19 protein-coding genes and 1 tRNA gene are annotated in these 24,868 nt (G+C 57.1%); 12 read left to right on the top strand and 8 right to left on the bottom strand.

The window, feature by feature from the left end; translation table 11 throughout:
* The first annotated feature begins 119 nt into the window (after positions 1-119).
* Positions 120-1,127, top strand: coding sequence for an aldose epimerase family protein (locus tag AQ1_RS05320; protein WP_161760443.1), 1,008 nt, complete (start codon positions 120-122; stop codon positions 1,125-1,127).
* Here AQ1_RS05320 and AQ1_RS05325 read toward each other — a convergent pair.
* The 4 genes from AQ1_RS05325 to AQ1_RS05340 form a co-directional block, all read right to left on the bottom strand.
* Positions 1,122-3,290: a glycoside hydrolase family 31 protein gene (locus AQ1_RS05325; RefSeq protein ID WP_052371005.1), complete on the bottom strand. Its 2,169-nt coding sequence runs from the start codon at positions 3,288-3,290 to the stop codon at positions 1,122-1,124. The genes AQ1_RS05320 and AQ1_RS05325 overlap by 6 nt on opposite strands.
* 51 nt (positions 3,291-3,341) lie before the next feature.
* On the bottom strand, positions 3,342-4,757 hold the full coding sequence (locus tag AQ1_RS05330) for an L-fucose/L-arabinose isomerase family protein (RefSeq protein WP_042084945.1): 1,416 nt from the start codon (positions 4,755-4,757) through the stop codon (positions 3,342-3,344).
* A gap of 2 nt (positions 4,758-4,759) precedes the next feature.
* The gene (locus AQ1_RS05335) at positions 4,760-5,809 is read right to left on the bottom strand and encodes a tagatose 1,6-diphosphate aldolase (RefSeq protein ID WP_462687108.1); all 1,050 of its coding nucleotides are present in this window, start codon (positions 5,807-5,809) and stop codon (positions 4,760-4,762) included.
* 184 nt (positions 5,810-5,993) lie between these two features.
* A complete protein-coding gene (locus AQ1_RS05340; protein WP_042084950.1) occupies positions 5,994-6,713 on the bottom strand; it encodes a GntR family transcriptional regulator in 720 nt (239 codons plus the stop codon).
* A gap of 271 nt (positions 6,714-6,984) precedes the next feature.
* Here AQ1_RS05340 and AQ1_RS05345 point away from each other — a divergent pair, with 271 nt between their 5' ends.
* The 6 genes from AQ1_RS05345 to AQ1_RS05370 all read left to right on the top strand — a co-directional run bounded on the left by AQ1_RS05345 (position 6,985) and on the right by AQ1_RS05370 (position 14,219).
* A complete protein-coding gene (locus tag AQ1_RS05345) occupies positions 6,985-7,272 on the top strand; it encodes a UxaA family hydrolase (RefSeq protein WP_042085109.1) in 288 nt (95 codons plus the stop codon).
* Positions 7,273-7,283: 11 nt separating this feature from the next.
* The gene (locus AQ1_RS05350) at positions 7,284-8,456 is read left to right on the top strand and encodes a UxaA family hydrolase (RefSeq protein WP_042084951.1); all 1,173 of its coding nucleotides are present in this window, start codon (positions 7,284-7,286) and stop codon (positions 8,454-8,456) included.
* Positions 8,457-8,483: 27 nt separating this feature from the next.
* On the top strand, positions 8,484-9,500 hold the full coding sequence (locus AQ1_RS05355; protein ID WP_042084952.1) for an Ldh family oxidoreductase: 1,017 nt from the start codon (positions 8,484-8,486) through the stop codon (positions 9,498-9,500).
* Positions 9,501-9,512: 12 nt separating this feature from the next.
* Positions 9,513-10,454, top strand: a complete 942-nt coding sequence (locus AQ1_RS05360; protein ID WP_042084953.1) for a hydroxyacid dehydrogenase — start codon at positions 9,513-9,515, stop codon at positions 10,452-10,454.
* 284 nt (positions 10,455-10,738) lie between these two features.
* The gene (locus tag AQ1_RS05365) at positions 10,739-13,174 is read left to right on the top strand and encodes a TonB-dependent receptor (protein ID WP_042084955.1); all 2,436 of its coding nucleotides are present in this window, start codon (positions 10,739-10,741) and stop codon (positions 13,172-13,174) included.
* A 172-nt stretch (positions 13,175-13,346) separates the two neighbouring features.
* Complete coding sequence (locus AQ1_RS05370) at positions 13,347-14,219, top strand: universal stress protein (protein ID WP_042084958.1); 873 nt, start codon at positions 13,347-13,349, stop codon at positions 14,217-14,219.
* Positions 14,220-14,275: 56 nt separating this feature from the next.
* Here the strand turns inward: AQ1_RS05370 and AQ1_RS05375 are convergent.
* A tRNA-Pro gene (locus AQ1_RS05375) sits at positions 14,276-14,352 on the bottom strand.
* 59 nt (positions 14,353-14,411) lie between these two features.
* Positions 14,412-15,446 (bottom strand): polyprenyl synthetase family protein, encoded by a 1,035-nt coding sequence (locus tag AQ1_RS05380; RefSeq protein ID WP_042085110.1) that lies wholly within the window; start codon positions 15,444-15,446, stop codon positions 14,412-14,414.
* Between the two features lie 159 nt (positions 15,447-15,605).
* Between AQ1_RS05380 and AQ1_RS05385 the strand changes: the two genes are divergently transcribed.
* From AQ1_RS05385 to glyS, 5 genes are all read left to right on the top strand, one after another.
* A complete protein-coding gene (locus AQ1_RS05385) occupies positions 15,606-15,836 on the top strand; it encodes a putative signal transducing protein (RefSeq protein WP_042084959.1) in 231 nt (76 codons plus the stop codon).
* A gap of 50 nt (positions 15,837-15,886) precedes the next feature.
* On the top strand, positions 15,887-16,696 hold the full coding sequence (locus AQ1_RS05390) for a tRNA1(Val) (adenine(37)-N6)-methyltransferase (RefSeq protein ID WP_042084960.1): 810 nt from the start codon (positions 15,887-15,889) through the stop codon (positions 16,694-16,696).
* Positions 16,697-16,814: 118 nt separating this feature from the next.
* Complete coding sequence (locus AQ1_RS05395) at positions 16,815-17,669, top strand: S49 family peptidase (RefSeq protein WP_042084961.1); 855 nt, start codon at positions 16,815-16,817, stop codon at positions 17,667-17,669.
* An 88-nt stretch (positions 17,670-17,757) separates the two neighbouring features.
* Complete coding sequence (locus AQ1_RS05400; protein WP_042084963.1) at positions 17,758-18,642, top strand: glycine--tRNA ligase subunit alpha; 885 nt, start codon at positions 17,758-17,760, stop codon at positions 18,640-18,642.
* A complete protein-coding gene (gene glyS / locus AQ1_RS05405; RefSeq protein WP_042084966.1) occupies positions 18,635-20,668 on the top strand; it encodes a glycine--tRNA ligase subunit beta in 2,034 nt (677 codons plus the stop codon). Before AQ1_RS05400 ends, glyS begins: the two co-directional genes overlap by 8 nt.
* Positions 20,669-20,737: 69 nt before the next feature.
* Here glyS and AQ1_RS05410 read toward each other — a convergent pair whose 3' ends face one another.
* Positions 20,738-23,947, bottom strand: coding sequence for an amidohydrolase family protein (locus AQ1_RS05410; protein ID WP_042084968.1), 3,210 nt, complete (start codon positions 23,945-23,947; stop codon positions 20,738-20,740).
* A 61-nt stretch (positions 23,948-24,008) separates the two neighbouring features.
* Positions 24,009-24,851, bottom strand: coding sequence for a DUF2189 domain-containing protein (locus AQ1_RS05415; RefSeq protein WP_052371007.1), 843 nt, complete (start codon positions 24,849-24,851; stop codon positions 24,009-24,011).
* Between the last annotated feature and the right edge of the window lie 17 nt (positions 24,852-24,868).

Genomic DNA, 24,868 nt, shown 5'->3' on the forward strand with positions numbered 1-24,868 from the left:
TTTTTGCCACATCTGAAACCGCGCTATTCAGGCCATTCAGGCCAATTGGGGCATGTAAAATCAATTTTGGGGCACGAAAACAGATTATGCAGCGGATTATTATATCAGGCCATGGGCTGATGGCCGACCTCATCCCCATGGGGGCGGTTTTGCAGCGTTTGCAGATCAGCCTGCCCAATAGCTTACCCAACAATTTACCCAATAGATTACCCAATAGCTTACCGAGGGCGGACTCTCCTCGCGATCTGACTTTGGGCTTTCCCGATCCGGCCGCCTATCCTGATTTTTCGCCTCATTTCGGGGCCACCGCAGGCCGCTATGCCAATCGCATCCGGGATGGCCGTTTTGAGCTTGATGGGAAAATTATTCAGCTCAGCTGCAATCAGGATGGTCGCCATCATCTGCATGGGGGCCAGCGCGGCTTTGGCAAAAGGGAATGGACGCTTTTGGATCATGGGGCGGATTGGGCGGACTGGGGCTATGAGGCAGCGGATGGCGAAGAAGGCTATCCCGGTGCCTGTGAGGTGCGCTGCAGCTATCGCCTTTTGCCCGGGCCCATTTTGCGGGTGGAGCTGATGGCCCGCAGCACCAAGCCCACTATTATCAATCTAGTGCATCACAGCTATTTCAATCTTGATGGCGGGGGTACGATCCATGAGGCCCGGCTTGAAATCGACGCCGATCATTATGTGCCCGTGGATGAGGCTGCGCTGCCTTATGATGGGGTGCAGCCGGTGGCTGGTACCCCCTTTGATTTTCGCACCGCCCGGCCGATCCACGCCAAAGCCGCAGGGGATGAACAGGCCTTCCCCTATGATCATTGTTTCATTCTATCGTCGCCCATCGGTGCCGATGGCCTGCGCCGGGCTGCCCGGCTATCGGGGGCGCGGCAGGATCTGGCGATGGAGCTATGGACCAATCAGCCCGCCGTGCAATTTTATGCCGGGCACAAGATCAAGACCGCCATTCCCGGGCATCAGGGCGTGGCCTATGGTGCCTTTTCCGGTTTGTGCCTCGAACCGCAAATCCCCCCCGATAGCCCGAACGGGCCCTTTCGGGCGCATGCCATCCTCCGCCCCGGTGAAGACTATCACCAGATCAGCGAATTTCGCTTTTACCCGCTATGAAGCGATGAACCCGCTGCCCGCTTCCCAGATCAGGCTGATGGGCGGGCGGCCCTCCACAAGGCTGAGGGCATCTGTGCGGCTGACCGCCGGGCCAAGGGGGATCTGCGCGCCCTTTCTGGCGAAAACAGCGATCTCGTCCAGCGCCAGTTGCAGGTGATGGCAGCGCCCGCCCATGAAAGCTTCGCCCGCTGCGGGTGTTGTGGCCTCGCCCCTGATCAGGGCCGGAATCGGCAGGCGAATCCAATCCCCTTGAGGTAGAAAGGCCGTTACATTTCCATCGGGATCAAGGCAGGGGGCCACCAAAAGATCGGGGCCACATAAAAATTGGGTGTCAAAGCCCCAGGCGGCGCGATCATCGGGAAAGCCTAAAACCATCGCGCGCTGCACCGGCAGGCCGCTTTGATGGGCCATTTCCATGGCCTGCCAAAGATAAGGCAGCAGGCGATAGCGCAGGCGCAGGGCATCCATCACCGCCCCTTCGGCCGTCTCGCCATAGCTCCAGGGTTCGCGCGGGCCAATGCCATGAAGGCGCATATGGGCCGCGAAAACCGCCGCCTGCGCCCAGCGGGTATAGAGCACCTGATCGCGTTGATCGCCATAAAACCCGCCCACATCCGTGGCATAAAAAGGCCCGCCCGATAGGCCCCAGCTTTGCCCGCCGCGCAGGCTGGCCGCCAGCCCTTCAAAATCGGCCTGCGGGTCGCCCCCCCAATGGGCGGGATAGCGCTGGGAACCCGCCCAAGCAGATCGGCTGAATAAAAAGGCCCCCGAAGGGCAAAAGGCGGTCGCCGCCTCATAGCAGCAGCGATTATATAAAAGGCTGTAAACATTGTGTAATTCTGCACCCGTTGCGCCATTATAGGCGATCATGTCCTCGGTGACCTGCTCGCCGAAATCGGGCTTGAGCATATCGATGCCCAGATCAAACAGGGCCTGATGGGACTCGCGCCAGAAGGCATAGGCATCGGGATGGGTGAAATCGATGAGGCCTGAGGCCGGCAAAGGCGTGAGCACCGCGCCGAACGGCTCCAGATCCCATTCATAGCGATAGGGCTCGCCGCTTTCGGCATCCTTTAAAAGCCAGCCTTTGGCGGCCAGATCGTCAAATAAGGGGCCATCGACCGAGACCATGGGATATTCCCAGACACAGATGCGAAAGCCCATGGATTTCAAGGCGCTGATCACCTGCTTGGGATCGGGATAGCGTTTGGGATCGAAACCGAATTGAAAGCGGCGATCGGTATCCTGCCAGGCCCGGCCATCAAAGGTGATGACATCGCACGGCATATCATGATCCCGCACGGCCTTGGCGGCGTCCAGAATCTCGTCGGCGGTGCGGTAATAGGCTTTCGATAAAATAACCCCAAGGCTCCAAAGCGGGGGCATAGGGGGGCGGCCGGTCAGCGCCGTATACTGGCCGATGATCGCCGCCCCATCATCGCCGGTGAAGAGAAAGAGATCGAGATGTTCATCGGCCAGATCAAGCACATAGCTGCGATGTGACCAGGGCGCATAGCCAATGGCGTGGGTCACATCAAAAGGGGTGTGAACGAACAGACCCCAGCCTTTGGGGCTGAAGGCAAAGGGGGTGTTTTTATAAGAATGTTCACCATTCACCCCCAGCGCATCTTCATTATGGCTGCAAATGATCTGGCCGCGCCGATCCAGCCGCCCCCATTTTTCGCCCAAACCATAGATCGGCTCATCATGATCCAAGGCAAGGGAGATGAGCCAGCCCCGGGATGTGCTCCCGCTTTTGGGCCGGCGCGCGAAAGGCGGCAGGCGGTGGCGGCGCACGAAATGGCCATCATCGGCGCTTTTGATCAGGCATTTGCCGTTTTTTTCGAGCGCAAAGGAAAAAGGATCGAACTGGATCACAAGGCTGAGATCACCAGCGTTGACGCGGGCGGTCTCGCCATTCTCCGCCAAAGCAAGGCTGGGCGCGCGGGCATCCGGTTCGTGGCTGATGATCCCATAATCATGAAGGATGGCCCCCTCATCAAGGCTGCGCAGGCGCAAACCCTGATCATAGAAGCTGATGGCAAGGGACCCTTGGTTGCTGATCAGAAGGACGGATCGATCCTTCATGATTTCGGGGGGTGCGATGATGCGTAAAGGCGCAATCCGGCCCCATGATGGGGTGGGGATCGTGGCGTCAGCCATGGGTCGAAACCCCTTGTGGGCCCTCTTGTGGGCCCTCTTGTGGGATGAGCATCAGCAAAGCTCCAGAACGGGCAGGGACAGCCTTTGGGCCACTGTGCGCAAGGCCGCCCGATGATCGCCATAGGCAATGGCGAAATGATGCTCCAGCCCTTCATCCATGATGGTGTCACAGACCTGCCGGGAGGGCAGATCAAATCGGATGGTGCCCGATGTGCCGGTAAAGGCCATGGGTGCGGGGATGACCTCGGCCCCGCCGATGACCATCTTGTTTTCGCCCCCGGCCTGGGATATGCGGGCGATGGTGATGCGCCCGGGCTTGATTTTATATTGATGGAGCAGGGGCATCTTGCGATTGGTGTGGATTGTGGCTTCGGCCTTTGAAGCCGGATCGCGCATCGATAAAGGGGCCGATCCGCAATGCCACAAAACCGCGGTATCGTCGGCGAAATCCAGATCAACCAGATCGGTCATCCAGGCCGGTTCGCCCGCCAGTTCCTGTAAGAGCAGCTGGCTCATCGCCCCATGCACATCGGCTTCGCAGGCGGTGGGAATTCTGGCTTCATTGAGCATCGCCACCGGACCGCAGGCCGCACAGCCATAATCGGTGAAAAATTCCGGCCAGCAGCGCACCGCAAGGCTTTTGGCTCCGGTTTCCGCCTGCACATCTTCAAGGGCGCAAAAGCTGCGCAAAGAGCGATCAAGCTGATCGGCATCCACCTCATCAAGATTGCCAAGGGCATCGGATTCGGCCTGATGATGGCGGGCCACCCGCGCCGCATCGATGCCCCGCGCCCGGCTGAACAGATCATCCATGCTGATCCGGTTGACCGACAGCCCGCCCAGCCCCTTCAGCACGCCTTCATCAAAAGCACAGGTATCAAAGCCATCGGGATGCTGGCCGATCACGGTGATTTTGGCATCCTTGATGGCATCAAGCGCGCGGATCACGGCTTCATCCGTGCTTTCATCATGGGGCTTTTCGTTGGCTTTGGAGGAAGGCGCTTTTGCCGAAGATTTTACTTTGGGGCTTGCCAAAGCCCGCAGATCGGGCCCCAAATCCGGGGCTTTGGGATCGCTATAAAGCCAGCCCAGATCATGGCCCGATTTTTTAAGAGCATGGGCCGCCAGATTAAGCCCGCATAAGGCATTGAGCCGCAGCCGACCCCCCAATCGTGGTTCGGGCACCGCCCAGATTGCCACCGGGGCTTTCAGGACATCGGCCAGAGTACGGGTCATGGTGGCATCGGTGAAGGTGATCTGCATGATCAGCACAAGATCAAATGTTTGCCCCTTCAGGCTTTCCATCGCCTGATTAACGGCATCGGCATCGAATAAAAGATCGCGCGGGCCGATGGTTTTGATCCCCGCCCGATCCAAGGCGGCAAAGGCCTGATTCTTCATTTCGGTGGCAAAGGGCACGTCGAAGGTGGGGCGCGCCAGCGGGAAGACGGCATAGCTGAGACTCATGATCAGCCTCCAAAACCTTTATATACATGACGAAAGCGCGCATCGGCCGGGACCAGCCCCGGTCCATCGGGACCATAGCAATCATGCGCCATGAAGGGCAGGGCCTTTTCATCGGTGAGCCGGTTCAGATCCTTCATATAAGGGATGGCTTCATCTCTTAAAGCCTGTCGGATCGCCGCCATGTCGGGAAATGCCTGGAAGGCTTCGAGCCAGATCGCCCGGCCCGCCAGATATCCCGAGGCCCCGGCCGCATAGGCATGGGTGAGGATATTGCGAAAGGCCGCCATGCCCGCCCCCGCCGAGAGCATCACCCAGGGCCTGCCCGCGGCCTCGTTCATGGCATCAAACCAGCTTTGGACCCGTTCCCAATCATCGCCCCCCACGCCGGGGACATCATCGGCGGCCAGCGGGCTTTCCAGCTTGAACAGATCGACCCCATAATCGGGATGAGAAAAAACCCGCACGCTTTCCAGCACCAGATCGGGCTTTTTGCTTTTCATTTCCACATAATCGCCGGTGCGTTCGGCATCATGGGCCAAGGGATAGACGAGCAATTCAAAAACGAAAGGCAGATCGAAACGGGCGCAGGCCTCGCCAATGCGCTTGGTGAAATCCTGCTGCGCCCGGCAGATCGCGGCATCGGCATCGGGGCGATACCAGGCCAGAACCTTGACCGCATCGCCGCCCACGCGCTTGATTTTTTCCACCGACCAATCATCGATTTCCGATGACAGGCGGCCTTTGTCGGTTTCCTTGAAAATGGAATCCTCAAGGGTGAGGATCAAGCCCAAAGCCGGATCATAAAGCGACAGGCCCGCAGGATAAGCATAATGGGGATCGAGCAGCATGGCGGTGGATTGGCTTTGCAATTCTTCGATCAACAGCGCCTTGAACGCGGCCACATCCTCCCACGGGGCTTCATCCAGCCCCCTGATTTTGGCGATGGGGTTTTTGATCGGCGGACGTTGATCCACCGCAGTCATCTTGAAACGGCCCTGACGATCAGCCATGCGCCGCATGCCCCATAATTTTCCTGCGCTCAGGCTCATCATCGCTCTCCATCACAGATTGGAACAGGGGTGGGCGGCCGTGTGGGATCGGGCCTCAAGGCACGGCTGCGCGTCCGCATTATTGCAGTTATCTATAAGAGTTATATGACATAAGAAAAGATAATGGCAAGCCTTGTAAAAGGGGCGTGCCTAAATTCCAGGATATTTTTATCGATGTCAGGAAATTTCAGCGAATGCTGACGGCATAAACCAGCCGCGCGGTATCGCAGCGCGATGTGCGTAATTCCACCGGTCGCCCGGCAATATCAATGGCGATCCGGTCGATCTGCAAAATCGGCGACCCCAAGGGCAGATCAAGACGGCTGGCATCTTCCTTGCGCGCGATATCGGCGTGCAATTCTTCTTCGGCCTGCACGATATTGATGTCGAATTCCGCCTGATAGAGGGTGTAAAGGGCATTGGGCAGGGGATCATAGCGATCAATATCGGGAAACAGCGCCAAGGGCAGCACGATCATCTCGAAAATCGCCGGGCGCCCCTCTACCCAGCGGGTGCGGCGCAATTCCACCACCATATCATCGGGCTTGATGGCCAGCTTGCGCGCTTCGGTGGCATTGGCCGGACGGCGGCTGATGGATTTTTCACCGCAATCGGGGATCACCTTTTCGCCCCCCGGATGGGCCATGCGAAAAAACCGAAACAAAGCGCTTTGCTCGTTATATTGGCTGACATAGGTGCCTTTGCCCTGCCGCCTTTCGATCAGATTTTCCGATGCCATGGCATCCAGCGCCTTACGCACCGTGCCTTGAGACACCCCAAGGCTGGAGGCGAGGGCATGTTCGCTGGGCAGGGCTTCGGCGGCTTTCCACACACCTGTGCTGATCTGCTTGACCAGATGATCATAGACTTGTCGATATAAGGGCCGGAAACCGGGCGCTCCATCCATGGATCGGGGCCTTGAAAGCGGGAGGGTGAGGGTGAGCTAAAGACTGATGGACCTTCAGAATATCGCGCATTGGCCCCTTTTGTCTATCATTTGTTGTATTGTATCTTATATAAGATAGCTTATAAAAGGAGCGAGTCTGAGGGATGGCTGTTCGACCGGCCCATGATAAGTGGCTTGGGGCTTGCCTGGGGCCGTGATCAGGATGCTATCGAGGCATTGGGCGACAAAAGACACGTCAAAAGCTCATTCTAAAAAAGCAAAGGAAATCGCCGTGAGTATTCCACATCTTTTGGTTCATGATAAACGCGATAATGTTGGCGTTGTGGTGGTTGAGGGTTTGACCGCAGGCACCGAGATGCTGTGCGTGGTCACTCAGGATAATTCAGATTTTAAATTGGTGGCGCGTCAGGATGTGCCCATCGGCCATAAAATCGCCCTGACCGATCTGAAGCTCGAAGAGAATGTCGTCAAATATGGCGAAAATATCGGCCGGGTGGTGGCCGATATATCCAAAGGCGAGCATGTGCACACCCATAATCTGAAAACCAGACGCTGGTAAGGAGCCGAAGAATGAGCAATTCCCAAAAAATCATGGCCTATCGGCGCGAAAACGGGCGGGTTGGTGTGCGCAATCATGTGGTGATCCTGCCCCTTGATGATATTTCAAATGCCGCTTGCGAAGCCGTGGCGAATAATATCAAGGGCACTTTGGCGCTGCCCCATGCCTATGGCCGCCTGCAATTTGGCGCCGATCTCGATCTTCATTTCCGCACCATGATCGGCACGGGGGCCAATCCCAATGTGGCGGCCTGTGTGGTGATCGGTATCGAACCGGGCTGGACCCAGAAAGTGGTGGATGGCATTGCCGCCACGGGCAAACCGGTGACCGGCTTTTCCATCGAGCAGAATGGCGATATCGCCACCATCGCCAAGGCATCGCGGCAGGCGAAAGATTATGTGCATTGGGCAACGGCGCTTTTGCGCGAGCCTTGTGATCTGTCGGAGCTTTGGATTGCTGCCAAATGCGGGGAAAGCGATACCACCACCGGCCTCGCATCCTGCCCCACGGTTGGCAATATGTATGACAAGCTGATCCCAAAAGGCATTTATGGCTGTTTTGGGGAAACATCCGAACTGACCGGGGCCGAGCATCTGTGTCAGGCGCGGGCTGCAACGCCTGAGGTCGGTGAAAAATTCACGCGCACCTTCATGGCCTATCAGAACGAGGTGATCGAGCCGCATAAAACATCCGATCTTTCCGATTCCCAGCCCACCAAGGGCAATATCGAAGGGGGGCTGACCACCATCGAGGAAAAGGCCCTGGGCAATCTTGAAAAGATCGGCAAGAAAGTCAGCTATATCGATGTTCTGGAGCCTGCCGAAGCGCCGGCAAAGGGGCCGGGGCTTTATTTCATGGATACATCATCAGCGGCGGCGGAATGTTGCACCCTGCAGGCGGCGGCGGGCTATGTGGTGCATATCTTCCCCACCGGTCAGGGCAATATCATCGGCAATCCGATCATGCCGGTGATCAAGCTGACGGGGAATCCGCGCACCGTGCGCACCATGTCGGAACATGTGGATCTCGATGTTTCCGCCATCGTGCGACGGGAGTGGACCATCGATGATGCGGGCGATGCCCTGATCGATCTGATCGCCGCCACGGCCAATGGCCGCTTTACTGCGGCCGAGGCTTTGGGCCATCGGGAATTTGTGATGACCAAACTCTATCGCAGCGCCTGACCGGATGATCATCATGGGCTTTTTTACATGACGGAACCCGTTCGCCTGAGCCTTGATGCGGCGCAGGATCTGGTGGCCCGCGCTTTGCTGGCCGCCGGATGTTCGCCCGATCAAGCCGCGATCACCGCCCGGGCTTTGGTGGCTGCCGAGGCGGATGGGCAGGCGGGCCATGGTCTGTCGCGTGTGCCATCCTATGCTGCTCAGGCGAAAAGCGGCAAGGTGAATGGCCATGCGGTGCCCCATGCGCAATCGGTGTCCCCAGCGGCGCTGCGTATTGATGCAGGCTATGGCTTTGCTTATCCGGCGCTGGATCTGGCGGTTACAAAGCTGGTGCAGTTGGCTCCCACGATGGGCATTGCCAGCGCCACGCTTTATCGCTCGCATCATTTTGGGCAGGCGGGGGCGCATGCTGAAAAGCTTGCCGATGCGGGCCTGATCGGGCTGGTTTTTGGTAATTCACCTAAGGCCATTGCCTTTTGGGGTGGGCAGGCCCCGATGCTGGGCACCAATCCCGTGGCCTTTGCCGCTCCCTTGCCCGAAGGACCGCCGCTGGTGATCGATTTTGCGGTTTCGGTGGTGGCCCGGGGTAAGATCAATGCTGCCAAACAGGCCGGTGAAACCATTCCCGAAGGTTGGGCGCTGGATCGTGATGGGCAGCCCACCACCGATCCCGATGCGGCTTTGGCGGGTTCGATGCTGCCCATTGGCGGTGCCAAGGGGGCGGCGTTGGCGATGATGATCGAAATATTGGCGGCGGCCTTGAGCGGATCGCATTTCGGCTTTGAAGCCAGTTCCCTTTTTGATGGGGAAGGACCGCCTCCCGATCTGGGGCAAACTTTGGTGGCTATCGATCCCATGCGGCTGTCTGCCGGGGCCTATCAGGATCGGATGGCGGTGTTTCTGGCGGTTTTGGGGGCCGATGCGGATGTCCGCCTGCCCGGCAGCCGTCGTTTGATCAATCGCCAGCGGGCCGCGGAAAACGGCCTTTTGGTGCCCGCCGCACTTTATCAAAGCCTGCAGGAACTGGCAGCATCAACAGCATGAAGGGAATTGGCCATGGCTGATATCGTGATCAGTGAATTCATGGATGAAACAGCGATTGCCGAAGTGCTACAGGGCTTTGATGTGCTTTATGATCCTGATCTGGTGAATGAACCGGCGGCGCTTTTGGCGGCTTTGGCGGATGCCCGGGCTTTGATCATACGCAATAAAACCCAGGTGCGCGGGGATTTGCTGAAGGCAGCGCCCCATTTGCGGGTGATCGGGCGATTGGGGGTGGGGCTTGATAATATCGATCTTGATGCCTGTGCGGCGCGGGGGATCAAGGTGTGCCCGGCGCGGGGGGCGAATGATCTCTCGGTAGCGGAATATGTGCTGAGTGCCGCGATGAATCTGTTGCGGGATATGTGGTCGGGGCGCGATCAGATGCTGGCCGGGGATTGGCCTAGGCTGCAAATGATCGGGGCCGAGCTTTCAGGCCGGACGCTGGGGCTTGTGGGCTTTGGCAGCATTGCCCGCGAAGTGGCGCGTCGGGCCCGCATCATGGGGATGCGGCTGGCCATTTATGATCCCTATCTTGATGCAGACGATCCGGCGCTGGCGGCCGATCTTGCTGGAGTTGTGCGCCTGGATTTGGCGGATATGCTGGCCGAAGCCGATGTGCTGAGCCTGCATGTGCCCCTGACCGAGGAAACCCGCCATCTGATCGATGCTCTGGCCTTGGCGCGGATGCAACCGGGTGCGATCCTGATCAATGCCGCGCGGGGCGGGGTGGTGGATGAAATGGCTTTGGCCGATGCCTTGCGCGCGGGCCGCTTGGCGGGGGCGGCGCTCGATGTTTTTGAAACCGAGCCGATGACCGCCGAAAGCGGGGCGCATCTGCGCGATGTCCCCAATCTTTTGCTGACCCCGCATATTGCCGGGATCACCGAGGAAGCCAATCTGCGTGTGAGCCTGATGACCGCACAATCTGTGGCGGCGGTACTGGCCAGCGCCTGAGCATCGGGCCATGCGCCGGATCAGATTATCTTCACAATAAAAACGTTAAATCGTCTCTCGGATGCCCTGATTCTGGCGTTGGAGTCTGGCTTTTCTATCTGTTATGTCTTATATAAGATATATCTCACAGCATGGCAGTTACATGCTGATGGAACGGCATCAAGATCGCAGGCGGCCTTCTAAGAGCCGCAAAGGCTAGGTCGAATTGATAGGGACAAGATGCGGACAGAGCCGGGCGGAGCGCCGGTTTCAATCCGGGTCTTATATAAGGGAGGATAAAATCCATGACACGCAGATTTCTGGCAACAACAGCCCTTGGCACGATGTCTGTGCTTTTGGGTTTGCCTTTATCGGGAGCTTCATCAGAAGTCGTGGCGCAAACGGTGCTCGATGAAATCGTGGTGACCGCGCAAAAACGTCAGCAAAGCCTCACCCGGGTGCCGGTGGCGGTCACCAGCATCAGCGGTGCGAAGCTGGAAGCGGCGCAGGTCAATACCGTTGAAGATATTCAAAAGCTGGTGCCCAGCCTGTCATTCGGCAAGGGCGGCACCAATCGAAATTCGAATCTCTCCTTGCGCGGTGTGGGGACCATTTCCTTCAGCGTGGGGGCCGAACCCAGCGTCTCCACCCTTGTGGATGGCGTGGTTCTGGCCCGGGCCGGCCAGGCCTTTACCGAGCTTTATGATCTGCAACGGGTGGAGGTGCTGAAGGGCCCCCAAGGCACGCTTTATGGTAAAAATGCCTCGTCAGGGGTGGTTCATTTCATCAGCAAAGGCCCCACCGAAACATTGGAGGCATCAGCCAGCGCGCTGTTTGCCGAAGATGGGGAATATCGTGTGCGGGGTATGGTTTCAGGTCCCCTGACCGACAAGATTGCGTTGCGGGTCAATGGCTTTTATGGCGAATTGGATGGCATTGTGCGGAATGTGACCCAGGATCGCGATGTGGATGGCTATGAACGCTATGGCGCCCGGGCAATGCTGGATTTCAAGGTCACCGATCGCCTGTTCACAAGGCTAACCGCCGATTATTCTGAAACGGAAGATAACTGCTGTGCCGAATTCGTGCGCGGGGATGATGGCTCGATCCGGGCGCAGGCGGTGCTTTTGGGCGGGGCGACCCTGCCCACCGGCGAAGAAGATATCAAATTCGCCGCCATCAATGCCTTGCAGCGATCAGATAATGAAAATATCGGCTTCTCCCTTGATTCCACCTATGATTTCGATGGGTTTTCGCTGACATCCATCAGCGCCTATCGCGAATGGGATAATACCGAGCGCCAAGATATCGATGATGGCCCCTTTGGCGCCACCGAACGCGATGGTGATAATCCTGCCAATATCACCCTTGATAGCGTGGATGGCGTTTTGGTGGGGCAGCCCACGGCGCGCGATTTCGGTCCCCAAACATGGGAGCAATGGACCCAGGAATTTCGTATTTCATCCGATGATGATGCCCGCTTTACGTGGCAGGCCGGGGCGTATCTCGGTTTTTCCAATGTGGATCGGCAATTCTCGCGCTTTGATGCTTTATGCGTGAACGATCCCGGCGGGCTGATCGGGGGTGTTGATATCGGCGGCCTGGGGGCCACGGATTTCTGCCCCACGACCAATATCGTGCTGCCCAGCGCCACGGCGGATATGACCATCGATAATGACAGCTATGCCCTGTTTGGCCATGGTAATTATAATATCGATGAAAAATGGAGCGTCACCGGCGGCATCCGCTATACCTATGACGAGATTTCCTTCACCCATCAAAGAGAGCGGGTGGGCGATGAATTCATCGATATTCTGGGTAATCAGGATGGCAATCCCAATAATGATGGTGGGGTTTTTGCCCTGCAAACGGATCAATCCCTGCAATCGGGCAGCACAGATAATGCCAATCTTTCGGGCACCTTCTCGGTCAATTATCAGGCGAGCGAAAATCTGTTCGTTTATGCCAAATATGCCCGGGGCTATAAGGGGCCAGCCTTCAATAATTTCTTCAATGCCCGCACGGCGGAAAGCCTTGGCCTGGAGCAAACGGCTGATTTCAACGGCAGCTTTACCCCGATTGAAGGCGAAACATCCAATGCCTATGAGCTTGGATTTAAATGGCAATTGGATCATGCGGTTTTCAGTGTGGTGGGCTTCCGGCAGGATTATTCAAATTTTCAGGCGAATAATTTTATCATCACCGCCGGCGCTGTGACCACCAATCTCACCAATGCCGGTGATGTGCGGACCCAAGGCATTGAATTTGAAGGCTCTGCCGATCTATCTGAACATTTCAGCATCTATGGCGGGATCACCTTTGCCGATGCGGAAATCGATAATTTCTGCGCCGGATTTGATTCAACCCAGCTTGGCGGTAATTGCGACCCTCGCAAAGGCGAGGATCTGCCCTTTGCGCCCAAGGTAAAGGGTTCGGTCACCCTTGATTACGATCGCCCCGTGGGCAACGGCATGGCGCTTCTGGTGAGCAATAATCTGGTTTTCCAAAGCGAATCCTTTGGGGCTCTGAATGAAAATCCCAATGAGGAAATCGATGGCTATTATCTTTATAATGCCAGCATCGGGGTGTCTTTGGATGAAGGGCGCTATGAAGTGCGGGTCTTTGGCAAAAATCTGTTCGATCAATCCTTTATCGTGGCGACCAATGAAGGCGGGGCGGTGGCCCGTTTGCCGCGCGATCAATCCCGCTATTTCGGCATTCAATTAAAAGCAGGTTTTTGATCGACTTTCTATCATGGCTCTATCACGCCGGGATGAGAGGGGGCATCGTGCTTGTCCTTTTCTTGTCCCGGCTTTTTGGGCATGAAATATCTTGAAATTCTCTTTGGTTAATGGTGGAATGAGAAGTCTAGTATTTCGCCAAACCCTTTGAATTGATAGATTTATAGCCCCTATGCCCCATCTTATCGCCTGCACGGATGGTTCTTATTATGCCAGCGGGGTTTATGAAGCTGCCGCGTGGATTGCCAACAGAACCCATATTTCCATCAAGCTCTTGCATGTTCTGGATCAAAAGCAGGAACAGCCCGATGATGTGGATTTGAGCGGTGCCCTGCATCTGGAGGCAAGCCGGGAATTATTTGCTGAACTGGCCGCCCTTGATACGGCGCGGGCGCGCTTGTTGGAAGTGAAAGCCCGCGCTTTGCTCGAAACCGCAGTGAAATATCTCAGGGGAAAAGACGCGCGATCGGTGGCCACCGTCTTAAAGCAGGGCACCCTTGTGGATGCCTTGGCCGAATTGGAGCGTGAGCCGAAAGCGCAGATGGTGGTGATCGGCAAGCGGGGCGATTATGCGGCTTATGATCACCAGCATCTGGGGGCAAAGCTCGAACGCGTGATCCGGGCCTGTCGGCGGCCCATTCTGGTGGCAAACCAAACATTCCGCCCCATCAAGCGGGTTCTGATCGCTTTCGATGGAGCGGCAAGCTCGGAAAAAGTCATCGCCTATGCGCTGGATCAATCTTTATTGAAAGGGCTGGATCTGCATGTTTTATCGGTGGGGGCGCCGCGTTCGCCTATTGATCAGGCACTGGCAAAGGCCGCAGATCGTTTGCAGAATGCAGGTTATAACGTGACATCAGTTTTGCGTCAGGACAATGCCGAGGGAGATATCGAGCAGTTGATCACCGATTATGTGCGTGATGAACAGATGGATATGCTGATGCTGGGGGCCTATGGCCATGCGCGCCAGCGTCATCTGATCGTGGGTAAAACCACCACCAGCCTTGTGCGTTTGTGCAATATCCCACTTTTGATTTTTAAATAGATGCCAAGAAAAAAACCCGGAGCAGTGATGCTTCGGGTTTTTCAGTTTCGATAGAATGGTCGGGGAGAGAGGATTCGAACCTCCGGCCCCTGCGTCCCGAACACAGTGCTCTACCAGGCTGAGCTACTCCCCGAGAATATTGACGCAGGATCGGCTGTATAGCTGTGCTGGCCCCGGTATGCAAGCCCTGTTTCAATAGGCCCTTTCCACACAAAAGCGGACGATATCATTCAGTGTTTTGCGGGTATTGTTGGGCTTGAACAGGGCGAGAGCATCGCGGGCAATGGCCCCATAATGACGGGCGCGTTCGATGGTATCGCTCAGCGCTTCATGTGTTTCCATTAAATGGATGGCATGGCTCAGATCGCCTTCTTTCTGATCCATTTCTTCGATGGTCCGCCGCCAGAAAGCGCGTTCGGTCTCATCGCCCCGGCGAAAAGCCAGAATGACCGGCAAGGTGATTTTGCCCTCCCGGAAATCGTCGCCCACGGTTTTGCCAAGGGTGGCCTGGCGTGCCGAATAATCAAGAGCATCATCGACCAATTGGAAGGCAATCCCGAAATGACGGCCAAAGCTGGCGAGCGCCAGCTCCTCGTTTTCCGGGCGTTCGGCAACCACCGCAGCGATCTGGGTTGCGGCCTCGAACAGGGCGGCGGTTTTGGCCTCGATCACCTGCAAATAGGATTCTTCGGGGGTATCAAGATCATTGGAAATAGAAAGCTGCAAAACTTCGCCTTCGGCAATCACCGAGGACGCATGGCTCAAAAGCTTTAAAACCTTGAGCGATCCATCCTCGATCATCAGTTCGAAAGCACGGGAAAACAGGAAATCGCCCACCAGCACGCTGGGCTTGTTGCCCCACAGTACATTGGCAGAATCCTTGCCCCGGCGCAGATCGCTTTCATCCACCACATCATCGTGCAAAAGCGTGGCGGTATGGATGAATTCCACACAGGCCGCGAGCTTGGTGTGGCGATCCCCTTTATAATCAACGAGCTGGGCACCGGCCAGGGTCAGCATGGGGCGCAGCCTTTTCCCGCCCGAGGCAATCAGATGCCCGGCAAGCTGGGGGATCAGGGCCACAGGGCTGTGCATCCGCGCCAGAATCGTTTCATTGACGCGAGCCATATCGGCGGAGACCTGCGTTTGCAGACATTCAAGCGCTTCATCAACGGAATTGACGGCCCGACCTTTTTTATGCTGGTCGATTGACGCGATATTTGCCACGGTTTCTCCTGGGTTCTGTTCGATTGGGATCATCAGTGGCAAAATAGGGTGCCCGATGCTTTGAAAACAAGTGATTTCGCTGTCACGGTTGATCACAGCTTTGATGGGTGAGGAAAACACGTTTATGCTGATGATTCCTTTAAAGCTGGTGGAGGCATTGTGCGGACCCTGATCGCAACGTCTAATCCCGTCCTTTTATCATACGCGCAATCTCTTTTGGCGGATGCCAGAATGAGGTCGGAAATTTTCGATCAGCATGTCAGCTTCATCGAAGGGGGGATCGGGGCCTTTCCCCGTCGCCTGGTGGTGGCCGATGATGATTATGAGGCGGCCCGCAGGCTTTTGATCGATGCCGATCTGGAAGCCGATCTTTTGAAAAACGAGGGCTGAGATGCCAAAATTGTTCTTTACGCCCATTCCGGCGGGGGGGCGGGGATTTTATGTCGGCGCATAAGGTGAATGCCGAAGGGCTGACCGAAGATCGCCTGTTGGGCGGGCGCTTGCGGCTTTTGCAGCCGGATCGGGGGGCCCGGGTGAGCACCGATACCCTGTTGCTGGCGGCCTGTGTGCAGCCTTTGCCCGGCGAGCGGGTGATCGAAGCCGGATCGGGGAGCGGCGGGGCGGCTCTGTGCCTTGCGGCGCGCTGCCCCGATGCCCTGATCACCGGGATCGATATGGATCGCGATATGGTCGATCTGGCCAGCCGCAATGCCGCGCTTAATGATTTTCAGGATCGGGTTTCGTTTCTTGAGGCTCGTGTCACTGAACGACCGGCCCTTTTGCCGCGCGGGCACTTTGATCATGCCATGGCCAATCCGCCTTATTTCGAGGATCAGACGAGCTTTGCCTCTCCGGCTGAAATGCGGGCGCGGGCTTTTATCGATCGCGAAGCCCGCCTGGCCGATTGGGTGGCTTTCTGCCTTGATATGGTGCGCGAGCGCGGCAGTGTCAGCTTCATTCATCGGGCGGATCGCCTTGATGAATTGATCGCTCTTTTATATGGCCGGGCGGGAGAGATCGTGATCCAGCCTTTATGGCCGCGCGCGGGCCTGCCGGCGAAAAGGGTGATCGTGCAGGCGCGCAAAGGGATGAAGGGGGTATCGATGCTGATGCCGGGGCTTGTTTTGCATGAAGGGAGCGGGGCTTTCACGGAGATGGCCGATGCCATTTTTCGAGAAGCCAAAGCCCTTGATTTGAGCCGGGCGGCCTGGTCGCGCTTGATGCATCCCGGGCGTTCGCCGCAAAATTGATGAGATGTCCCTTTATTTGCCCCCTGTTGGGGGCTAGGGAAGGGGGCGATCGATGTGATCGTGCAGCAGATCATGGAAAAAGGCGCCAAGGGATCAGGCGCCATGATGGAGTGGATGGGTGAGTGTATTCAGCAAGATATTGCGGCGCAGTCGGCCCGTTGTGGGTGTTTTGCGCTTTAGCGGACCGATTGGCATCAGCAGCCGTTTCAAGCCGGGGGTGAGCTTTGAAAATGCCGCTCCCCAGATTGATGAAGCCTTTTCACTGGGGGGCCTGAAGGCGGTGGCTCTGGTGATCAATTCGCCCGGTGGCTCGCCCGTGCAATCGGCCCAGATCATGCGCCGCATTCGCGATCTGGCGCGTGAAAAAGATGTGCCGGTGCTTGCCTTTACCGAAGATATCGCGGCATCGGGGGGCTATATGCTGGCCTTGGCGGGGGATGAGATTTTCGCCCATGAAGCCTCGATCATCGGTTCGATCGGGGTGATTGCCGGGGGCTTTGGCTTTACCGGGCTGATGGAAAAGCTGGGGGTTGAGCGCAGGCTTTATACCGCTGGCACCAATAAGGCCCGGCTCGATTCCTTTTCACCCGAAAAGCCCGAAGATGTGGCCTGGCTCAAATCCCTGCAGGCGCAAATCCATGACTATTTCAAGGATATGGTGAAAGAGCGGCGCGGGCGGCGGCTGAAAACCGAGACGGATGGTTTGTTTACCGGTGATGTGTGGCTGGGCGGCCCGGCGGTGGATATCGGCCTTGTGGATGCGGTGGGGGATGTGCGCACGGTGATGCGCCAGCGTTTTGGCAAAAAGGTGAAATTTCGCACCATCGGGGCGCGGAAAGGGCTGCTGTCCGGCCTTTTTGGCGGCGGCGGGGCGCAGGCATCAAGCCATGCTCTGATGGCCGATAAGGGGCTGGCCGATGATCTGCTGGCGAGCATCGAAGCGCGGCTGATCTGGGGGCGCTTTGGCCTTTAGGGCGAACGCCTCCTTGACCACAGCCGGGGTGCTGCCTACTGTCCGCCCGACTTTTTCCGATTGTTGATGCCTTTTGTGGAAATCTGATATGAGCGTTGATGCCACGGACCCCAAACGAAGCTTTCAGGGGCTGATTTTAAGCCTGCATCGCTATTGGGCGGAACAGGGCTGCGTGATCTTGCAGCCTTATGATCTGGAAGTGGGGGCAGGCACCTTTCATCCGGCGACCACCCTGCGCAGTTTGGGGCCAAAGCCATGGCGTGCGGCCTATGTGCAGCCTTGTCGGCGGCCTACTGATGGCCGCTATGGGGAAAATCCCAATCGCCTGCAGCATTATTATCAATATCAGGTGATCTTGAAGCCCAATCCGGCGGATATGCAGGATCTGTATCTGGGGTCGTTGAAGGCCATCGGGATCGATATGCGCCGCCATGATATCCGCTTTGTCGAAGATGATTGGGAAAGCCCCACTTTGGGGGCCTGGGGGCTGGGCTGGGAAATCTGGTGCGATGGCATGGAGGTGACCCAATATACCTATTTCCAGCAGGTGGGTGGGATCGATTGCCGCCCGGTTTCGGGTGAATTGACCTATGGGCTGGAGCGGCTGGCGATGTATGTGCAAGGCGTTGATAATGTTTATGATCTGGATTTCAATGGCTGCGGCGTGCGCTATGGCGATGTGTTTTTAGAAAATGAAAAGCAGTTTTCCGCCTATAATTTTGAAGCCGCATCCACCGAGATGCTGTTGCAGCATTTCCGGGATGCCGAAGCCGAATGCGCCGCTTTGGTGGATCGCAAGCTGATCCTGCCCGCCTATGATCAATGCATCAAAGCCAGCCACAGCTTTAATTTGCTCGATGCACGCGGCGTTATTTCGGTAACGGAACGACAGGCCTATATCGGCCGGGTGCGGGCCTTGGCCAAAGCCTGTGCCGAAGGCTGGGCAGCGCATGAGGAGGCGGCCCATGTCTGAATTTCTGCTTGAAGTTTTCTCCGAAGAAATCCCCGCCCGGATGCAGGCAAAAGCCATTGCCGATCTGGAACGCCTGATGGCCGAAAGCCTCAAGGCCGCCGATCTGGCTTTCAGCGGGATGCGCCGTTTCGTGACCCCGCGCCGCCTTGTGCTGGTGGTGGATGGATTGCCTGCCCATCAGCCTGATCGCACCGAGGAACGCCGTGGCCCGCGCATCGATGCCCCCGAACGGGCGATTGCGGGCTTCAAGGCCTCCTTGCCTGATGGTGCGGTGATCAGCGAACGGGCTGAGAAGAAGGGCACTTTTTTGTTCGCCGCTATCCATCAGCGGGGGGAAAAAAGCGTTGATGTGCTGGCGCCGCTTACCGAAGCCATCATCCGTCAATTCCCCTGGCCGAAATCCATGCGGTCCGGCACCTCCGAAAGCCGCTGGGTGCGGCCATTATTGTCGGTTCTGGCGCTGTTTGATGGCCAGATCGTGCCCATCGAGATTGATGGCATCAAGGCCGGTCGCATCAGTAAGGGGCATCGCTTTTTATCGGATGGCGCCTTTTCGGTCACTGATTTTGCCGATTATCGCGCTCGACTGTTAGATGCTCATGTGGTGCTTGATGCCGCAGAACGACGCCGGATCATTCTGGATCGGGCGCGGGCCTTGGCCGCCGATCATCATCTGGAATTGATCGAAGATAGCGATCTGCTCGATGAAAATGCTGGGCTCACCGAATGGCCGGTGCCCTATCTGGGGCGGTTTGATCCCGGTTTTCTGGATGTTCCGGCAGAAGTTCTGATCACATCGATGAAGGTGCATCAGAAATTCTTTTCCCTATCGGATCCCAAAAGCGGCGCTTTGGCACCGTGCTTTATTTGTGTGGCGAATACAAAAGCCGTGGATGGCGGGGCCACCATCATCGCCGGGAATGAGCGGGTTTTATCGGCGCGCCTGTCGGATGCCCGGTTTTTCTGGCAGCAGGATCTGAAAATTCCGCTCGAAGATCGCGTTGCGGCTTTGGATGCGATTATTTTCCATGAAAAGCTGGGAACATTGGCCGAGCGTGTGGCCCGGATCGAGGATTTGGCCGCAACCCTTGCCGCCTTTGTGGAAAAAGATGGGCAGGGGGTCGATGAAGCCTTCCTGCGCCGGGCGGCACGCCTGTGCAAGGCCGATCTCACCACCGGCATGGTGGGCGAATTTCCTGAATTGCAAGGGCTGGTGGGGTGCAGGATTGCCAAAGCCCAGAACGAGCCTGATGCGTTGTGCCGGGCCCTGCAAGATCATTATGCCCCCAAAGGGCCGGATGATCGCTGCCCCGATGAAGGTCTTTCGGTTTGTTTGGCGCTCGCTGAAAAGCTCGATACGCTGATCGGGTTTTTCGCCATCGATGAAAAGCCCACCGGATCAAAGGATCCCTTTGCCCTGCGCCGGGCGGCTTTGGGGGTCATTCGCCTGATCCTTGAAAATGATCTGCGTATTCCGCTTTTGCGCCTGTCGGGTTTTAATGCCGATCTGCTCGCGTTTTTCGCCGACAGGCTGAAGGTGCAGCAGCGGGCAGTGGGTGTGCGCCATGATCTGATCGATGCGGTTTTCAGTCTGGGGGGCGAGGATGATCTGCTGCGGCTTCTGGCCCGGGTTGCGGCGCTCAGCCGCTTCATCGAAAGCGATGATGGGGCGAATTTATTGGCGGGCACCAAGCGGGCGGCCAATATCTTAAAAATCGAAGCCAAAAAAGATCAAGGCACGGATTGGGGCGCGGTGCAGCCCGCCCTTTTGAAGGATGCGGCGGAAAAAACCCTTTATGAAAAGCTGGGCGCTGCAAAAACAGAGGCAGCGCGGGCCTTGGAGGTGGAAGATTTCGCCGCCGCCATGCGGGCTTTGGCGGAATTGCGCGCCCCCATCGATGCCTTTTTCGATCAGGTGACGGTGAATGCCGATGATGCGGATTTGCGGCGCAATCGCCTTGCCCTTTTGGCGCATATCCGCGCGGCCGTGCATCAGGTGGCGGATTTCTCGAAAATCGAAGGCTGATGCTGAAAGATTGAGGCGGCGGCGGGGTGAGCGCCCCCATCCGCCGCCCCATCCGCCGCCTTTAATGGCTCAGTTTTCCCAGTAGAAGGGCTTGCGCTGGCGATTGCCGGTGATGGTTTCATCCAGCGTTTCGGCATCATAAAGCCTGCCATTGAGCATGATTAACGAGAGATCGTCGGTCGCCTCGATATCCTCTAATGGATTGCCATCCAAAATAATCAGATCAGCAAGCTTGCCGGTTTCCAGCGAGCCGATTTCGGCATCCATCCCCAGATAGCGGGCCGGATTGATGGTGGCGGTGGATAAAGCCTCCATCGGCGACATGCCGGCCATGGTAAAGGTCCAGATTTCCCAATGCGTGCCCAGCCCTTCGCGTTGGCCATGGGCGCCGCTATGGATGGAAACGCCGCGATCCATCAGCCTTTTGGCATTGGCGGCGCTATCGAGAAGGGGCTGATAATCGCGCATCGGCGCTTTTATGCGGCGGATGCTGCGCGGCTCTAAGATGTGCGGCGGTACATATTTCGACAGATGCGGATGCAGCCACACATCATCGCGTTGATAAAACATCACTTCAGCCGCCGGGCCACCATAATTCACAACAAGGGTTGGGGTATTGCCCACCTCTGTCTGGCTCCAGAATTGCAAAACATCCTCGTAAAAACGCTCGCCGGGGACATTATGCTCCACCCCGGTATTGCCATCGGCGATCAGCGACATATCCATATGATAAAGAGAGCCGCCCTCGGCCACCACCATCAGCCCTTCTTGGCGGGCGGCTTCCACCACCATCTGGCGCTGCTCACGCCGGGGCTGATTATAGTTTTTCACAGAAATGGCCCCCTGCGCCTTCAGGCGGCGCACCGCATCAAGGGCATCTTCGGGGGTTTTGATATCCACGAAAAAGCGGCTTTTGGCACCATAGAGAATTTCGCCGGTGGAAAAGATACGCGGCCCTAAAATCAGGCCCGCCCTTTGATATTCGCTGGCGGCAAATATATGGGCTGCGCGATTGGATGGATCATGAACCGTGGTGACCCCCAGGCCGAGATGCGCCATTTGCGCCCAATTTTGTTGCGGGATGATGCCATCCACGCCTTGCGGCCCATGGGCATGAATATCGATGAAGCCGGGCAGGATCGTTTTTCCGGCCACATCAACCCGTTTCGCATCATCGGGCACCGTGATGGCGTCAGCCGCCCCCACCGCCATGATCTTGTTGTTTTCAATCAGGATCGTGCCATTCTCGATAACGGTGCGATCCGCATCCATGGTGATGATCCGCGCCCCAACAAGGGCCACGCGCCCCTGCGGCTTATCGGCTTTGCGGCTGAAACCAAGATCGATGCCGCTGTCTGTGGGCTTGAAATCCTCATCCAGAACCGTTGCCATATCCACATGATGCAAAACCGGTCCCACCGACCAATTAAGTCTTTGGGCTGCCGACCAGCCCATGAAGGCGCCGCCGGTGGCCGACAAACGCTTCATCGGCAGGGATTTGCCATTGGGGGAAAGCTCCACCTCGCCCGATGGCGGGAAGGGCAGGGCATAGACCTGATAGCCTTCGCTATAAGCCAGCCATGATCCATCGGGCGAAATCCTGAAATCACTGCCATAAAGCGAGGTCGCGTGGGTTCGCTGGTCATTCCCATCGAGATCGGTGCTGACAAGGCTTTGTTTTTCGCCGCCGATGGTGAAATAAACCCGATCATTGGTTTGGCCGAAATGGGCATCACGGCCATTATCGGCGATTTTTTTGAAGGCCCCGCTGTCCACCGAAAGCCGGTAAAGCCCCGGGTCCATCGACCAGAGATCGCTGGTCAGCATCCCGCCTTCGCCGCGCTCCACGATAATGGTTTTGCCATCGGGCGAAAGGGCCGGGCGGCGATAATGGCCCGGCGTTTTGCTGATCAGCCGCGAAGTGCCGCCGCTGGCTTTCACCATGCGCACATGGCCCAGGTCCTGATCATCCCATGAAATGAAAACGATAGTTTTGCCATCGCGGGAAAAGCTTGGATAAAGTTCGAACTGATCGCCTTCATCACGGGTCAGCCGCTTGGGCGTGCCGCCATCGGTTTTTTTGATCCACAGCTTGCCGAAAGCCTCATAAACAGCCTGCCCGCCATCGGGGGATTGGATGGCAAAGCGCAGCATTTTGGCGGCCACCTCATCAGGGGCCACATCCACCTTGAAGCGCGGGGGGGCGATCACCGTGCGGCTGTCTTTCACATGGAAAGGAATGGTGGAAACGCGGTTATCGGCCAGATCAATCCGCTTGATCCCGCCCCCGGCCCAAAAAAGCAGGGATTGGCTGTTTGGTGTCCAGGCCATGGTGGGATAAACGCCCTGAGTGGCCCAGGTTTCCTGCATATCCTGATCGAGATCATCATGGATCAGGGTTTCCGCGCCCGATGCCAGATCCTTGATAAACAGGGCCGAACGGGTTTGGATGCGGCGCACGAAGGCGAGCTTTTTGCCATCGGGCGAAGGGGTGGGGCGCACCGCGCCGCCGGGGCCATCGATCAGGGTTTCGATCTTGCCGCTGGCCATATCATAAGCGCGGATCTGGAAAATTTCATCATTGCTATCCTGCGCATAGATGAAGCGATTGCCCGGCGTGGCATTGCGGGTGAAATAAAGGGTTTTGCCATCGGGGGAAAAGGCCGGTTCGCCCTGTTCTTTCTGGAAATCCTCATTGGGGCGGGCCACCAGCTTCACCCCTGATCCGCCTTGAGCGTGATACAGCCAGATTTCTCCGGTGCCCAGCGAACGCTGGGTGGTGAAATGCTTGCGCGCCGCGATGAAGCGGCCATCCGGGCTCCATATGGGGCTGTTGATCAGGCGGAAATCCTCGCGGGTGACCTGCCGGGGATCGCTGCCATCGGCCTTCATGATCCAGATATTCTCGCCCCCCGCCCGATCGGAAATAAAGGCAATCTGGCTGCCATCGGGGGAAAAGGCGGGATGCATATCCCATGACAGGCCCGATGCCAGCGCTTTCGCCTCGCCGCCCTTGATGGGCAGGCTATAGATATCGCCCAAAAGATCGAAAAGAATGGTTTTGCCATCGGGGCTGAGGGCAAGGCTCATCCATGTGCCTTCCCGCACATCGATCTCGACGGCAGACTGCGGCCCCGTGGGAGGATTTGAGACATCCCATTTGGCTTCTTTGGCCTCGCCGTCCTCTTTTGTTTCGGTATCCTGGGCGAAAGCGGATGCGCCCGCTAGCGCCAGCATGGGCATCGCCAGCAGGGCGATGAGACGGGTTAATTTGAGCATATTGAGATCCCTTGGATATGTTTTTTTTATAATAAAGCCGGATAATTGGTGGATATTGTGGTCAGGACCGGGTGAGATCGCGATAGGCATGCCATGTGGCCAGCCCCACCAGCGGAAAGGTGAGAACCAGACCGATAAAGGCCGTGGCGACGCCGAAAGCGATCAGCAACAAGATCAGCCATGCCCATAAAAGCATTGGCGCAAAATTGGTTTTCACGGCTTCAAGGCTGGCGAGAATGGCGGTGATGGCATCGAGATTGCGATCCATCAACAAGGGGATGGAGAGCGCGCTCATGGCAAAAATAACAAAAGCGATGAGACCACCCGAAAGTGTGCCGATGATCAAAAGCCCCAAACCATCAGCGGTGAAAAACAGATTGGAAAAAAAAACATCCAAAGGCGGCATTTCACCCCCAATGCCTGAGAAAAAGGCAAACAGCAGCATGGCAATCCGCACCCAGGCAAAATAGGCGAGCAACAGCACAACGCCCACAAAAGCCAATTGCGAAGGGGCCGCTGTTTTCACGAAAAGCGCCTGTTTGAAGCTGATTCCCTCACCTTTGCCAAAGCGCCGCGCCGCTTCATAAAGCCCCACCGCCAGCATCGGCCCCAAAAGCAGAAAGCCCCCCACCAAAGGCAGGATCAGGGGCAGGGCATTGCTGAATAAAAGCAAGACCACAAGGCCAAAGGATATGATGGAAAAAACCAGCCCATAGCCCAAAGGCACGGCGGGGGCGCGCAAAATCTGCTGCCAGGCCAGGGTCAGCCATGTCCAGGGGGCTTCGGGGCTGATTTTTCGGATCACCGGCCTTTCTGCGGGGCCGCTCTTGTTCGCGCCAGCCTTTTTGGGTGCGGGCGCTTTCTGATCGGCATGGGGGCTGTGTCCGGCATCGATGGCGTTCATGCTCTCTCTCCCAAAAG

The organism is Iodidimonas nitroreducens, assembly GCA_000710935.1.
GTDB lineage: Bacteria > Pseudomonadota > Alphaproteobacteria > Sphingomonadales > Rhodothalassiaceae > Iodidimonas > Iodidimonas nitroreducens.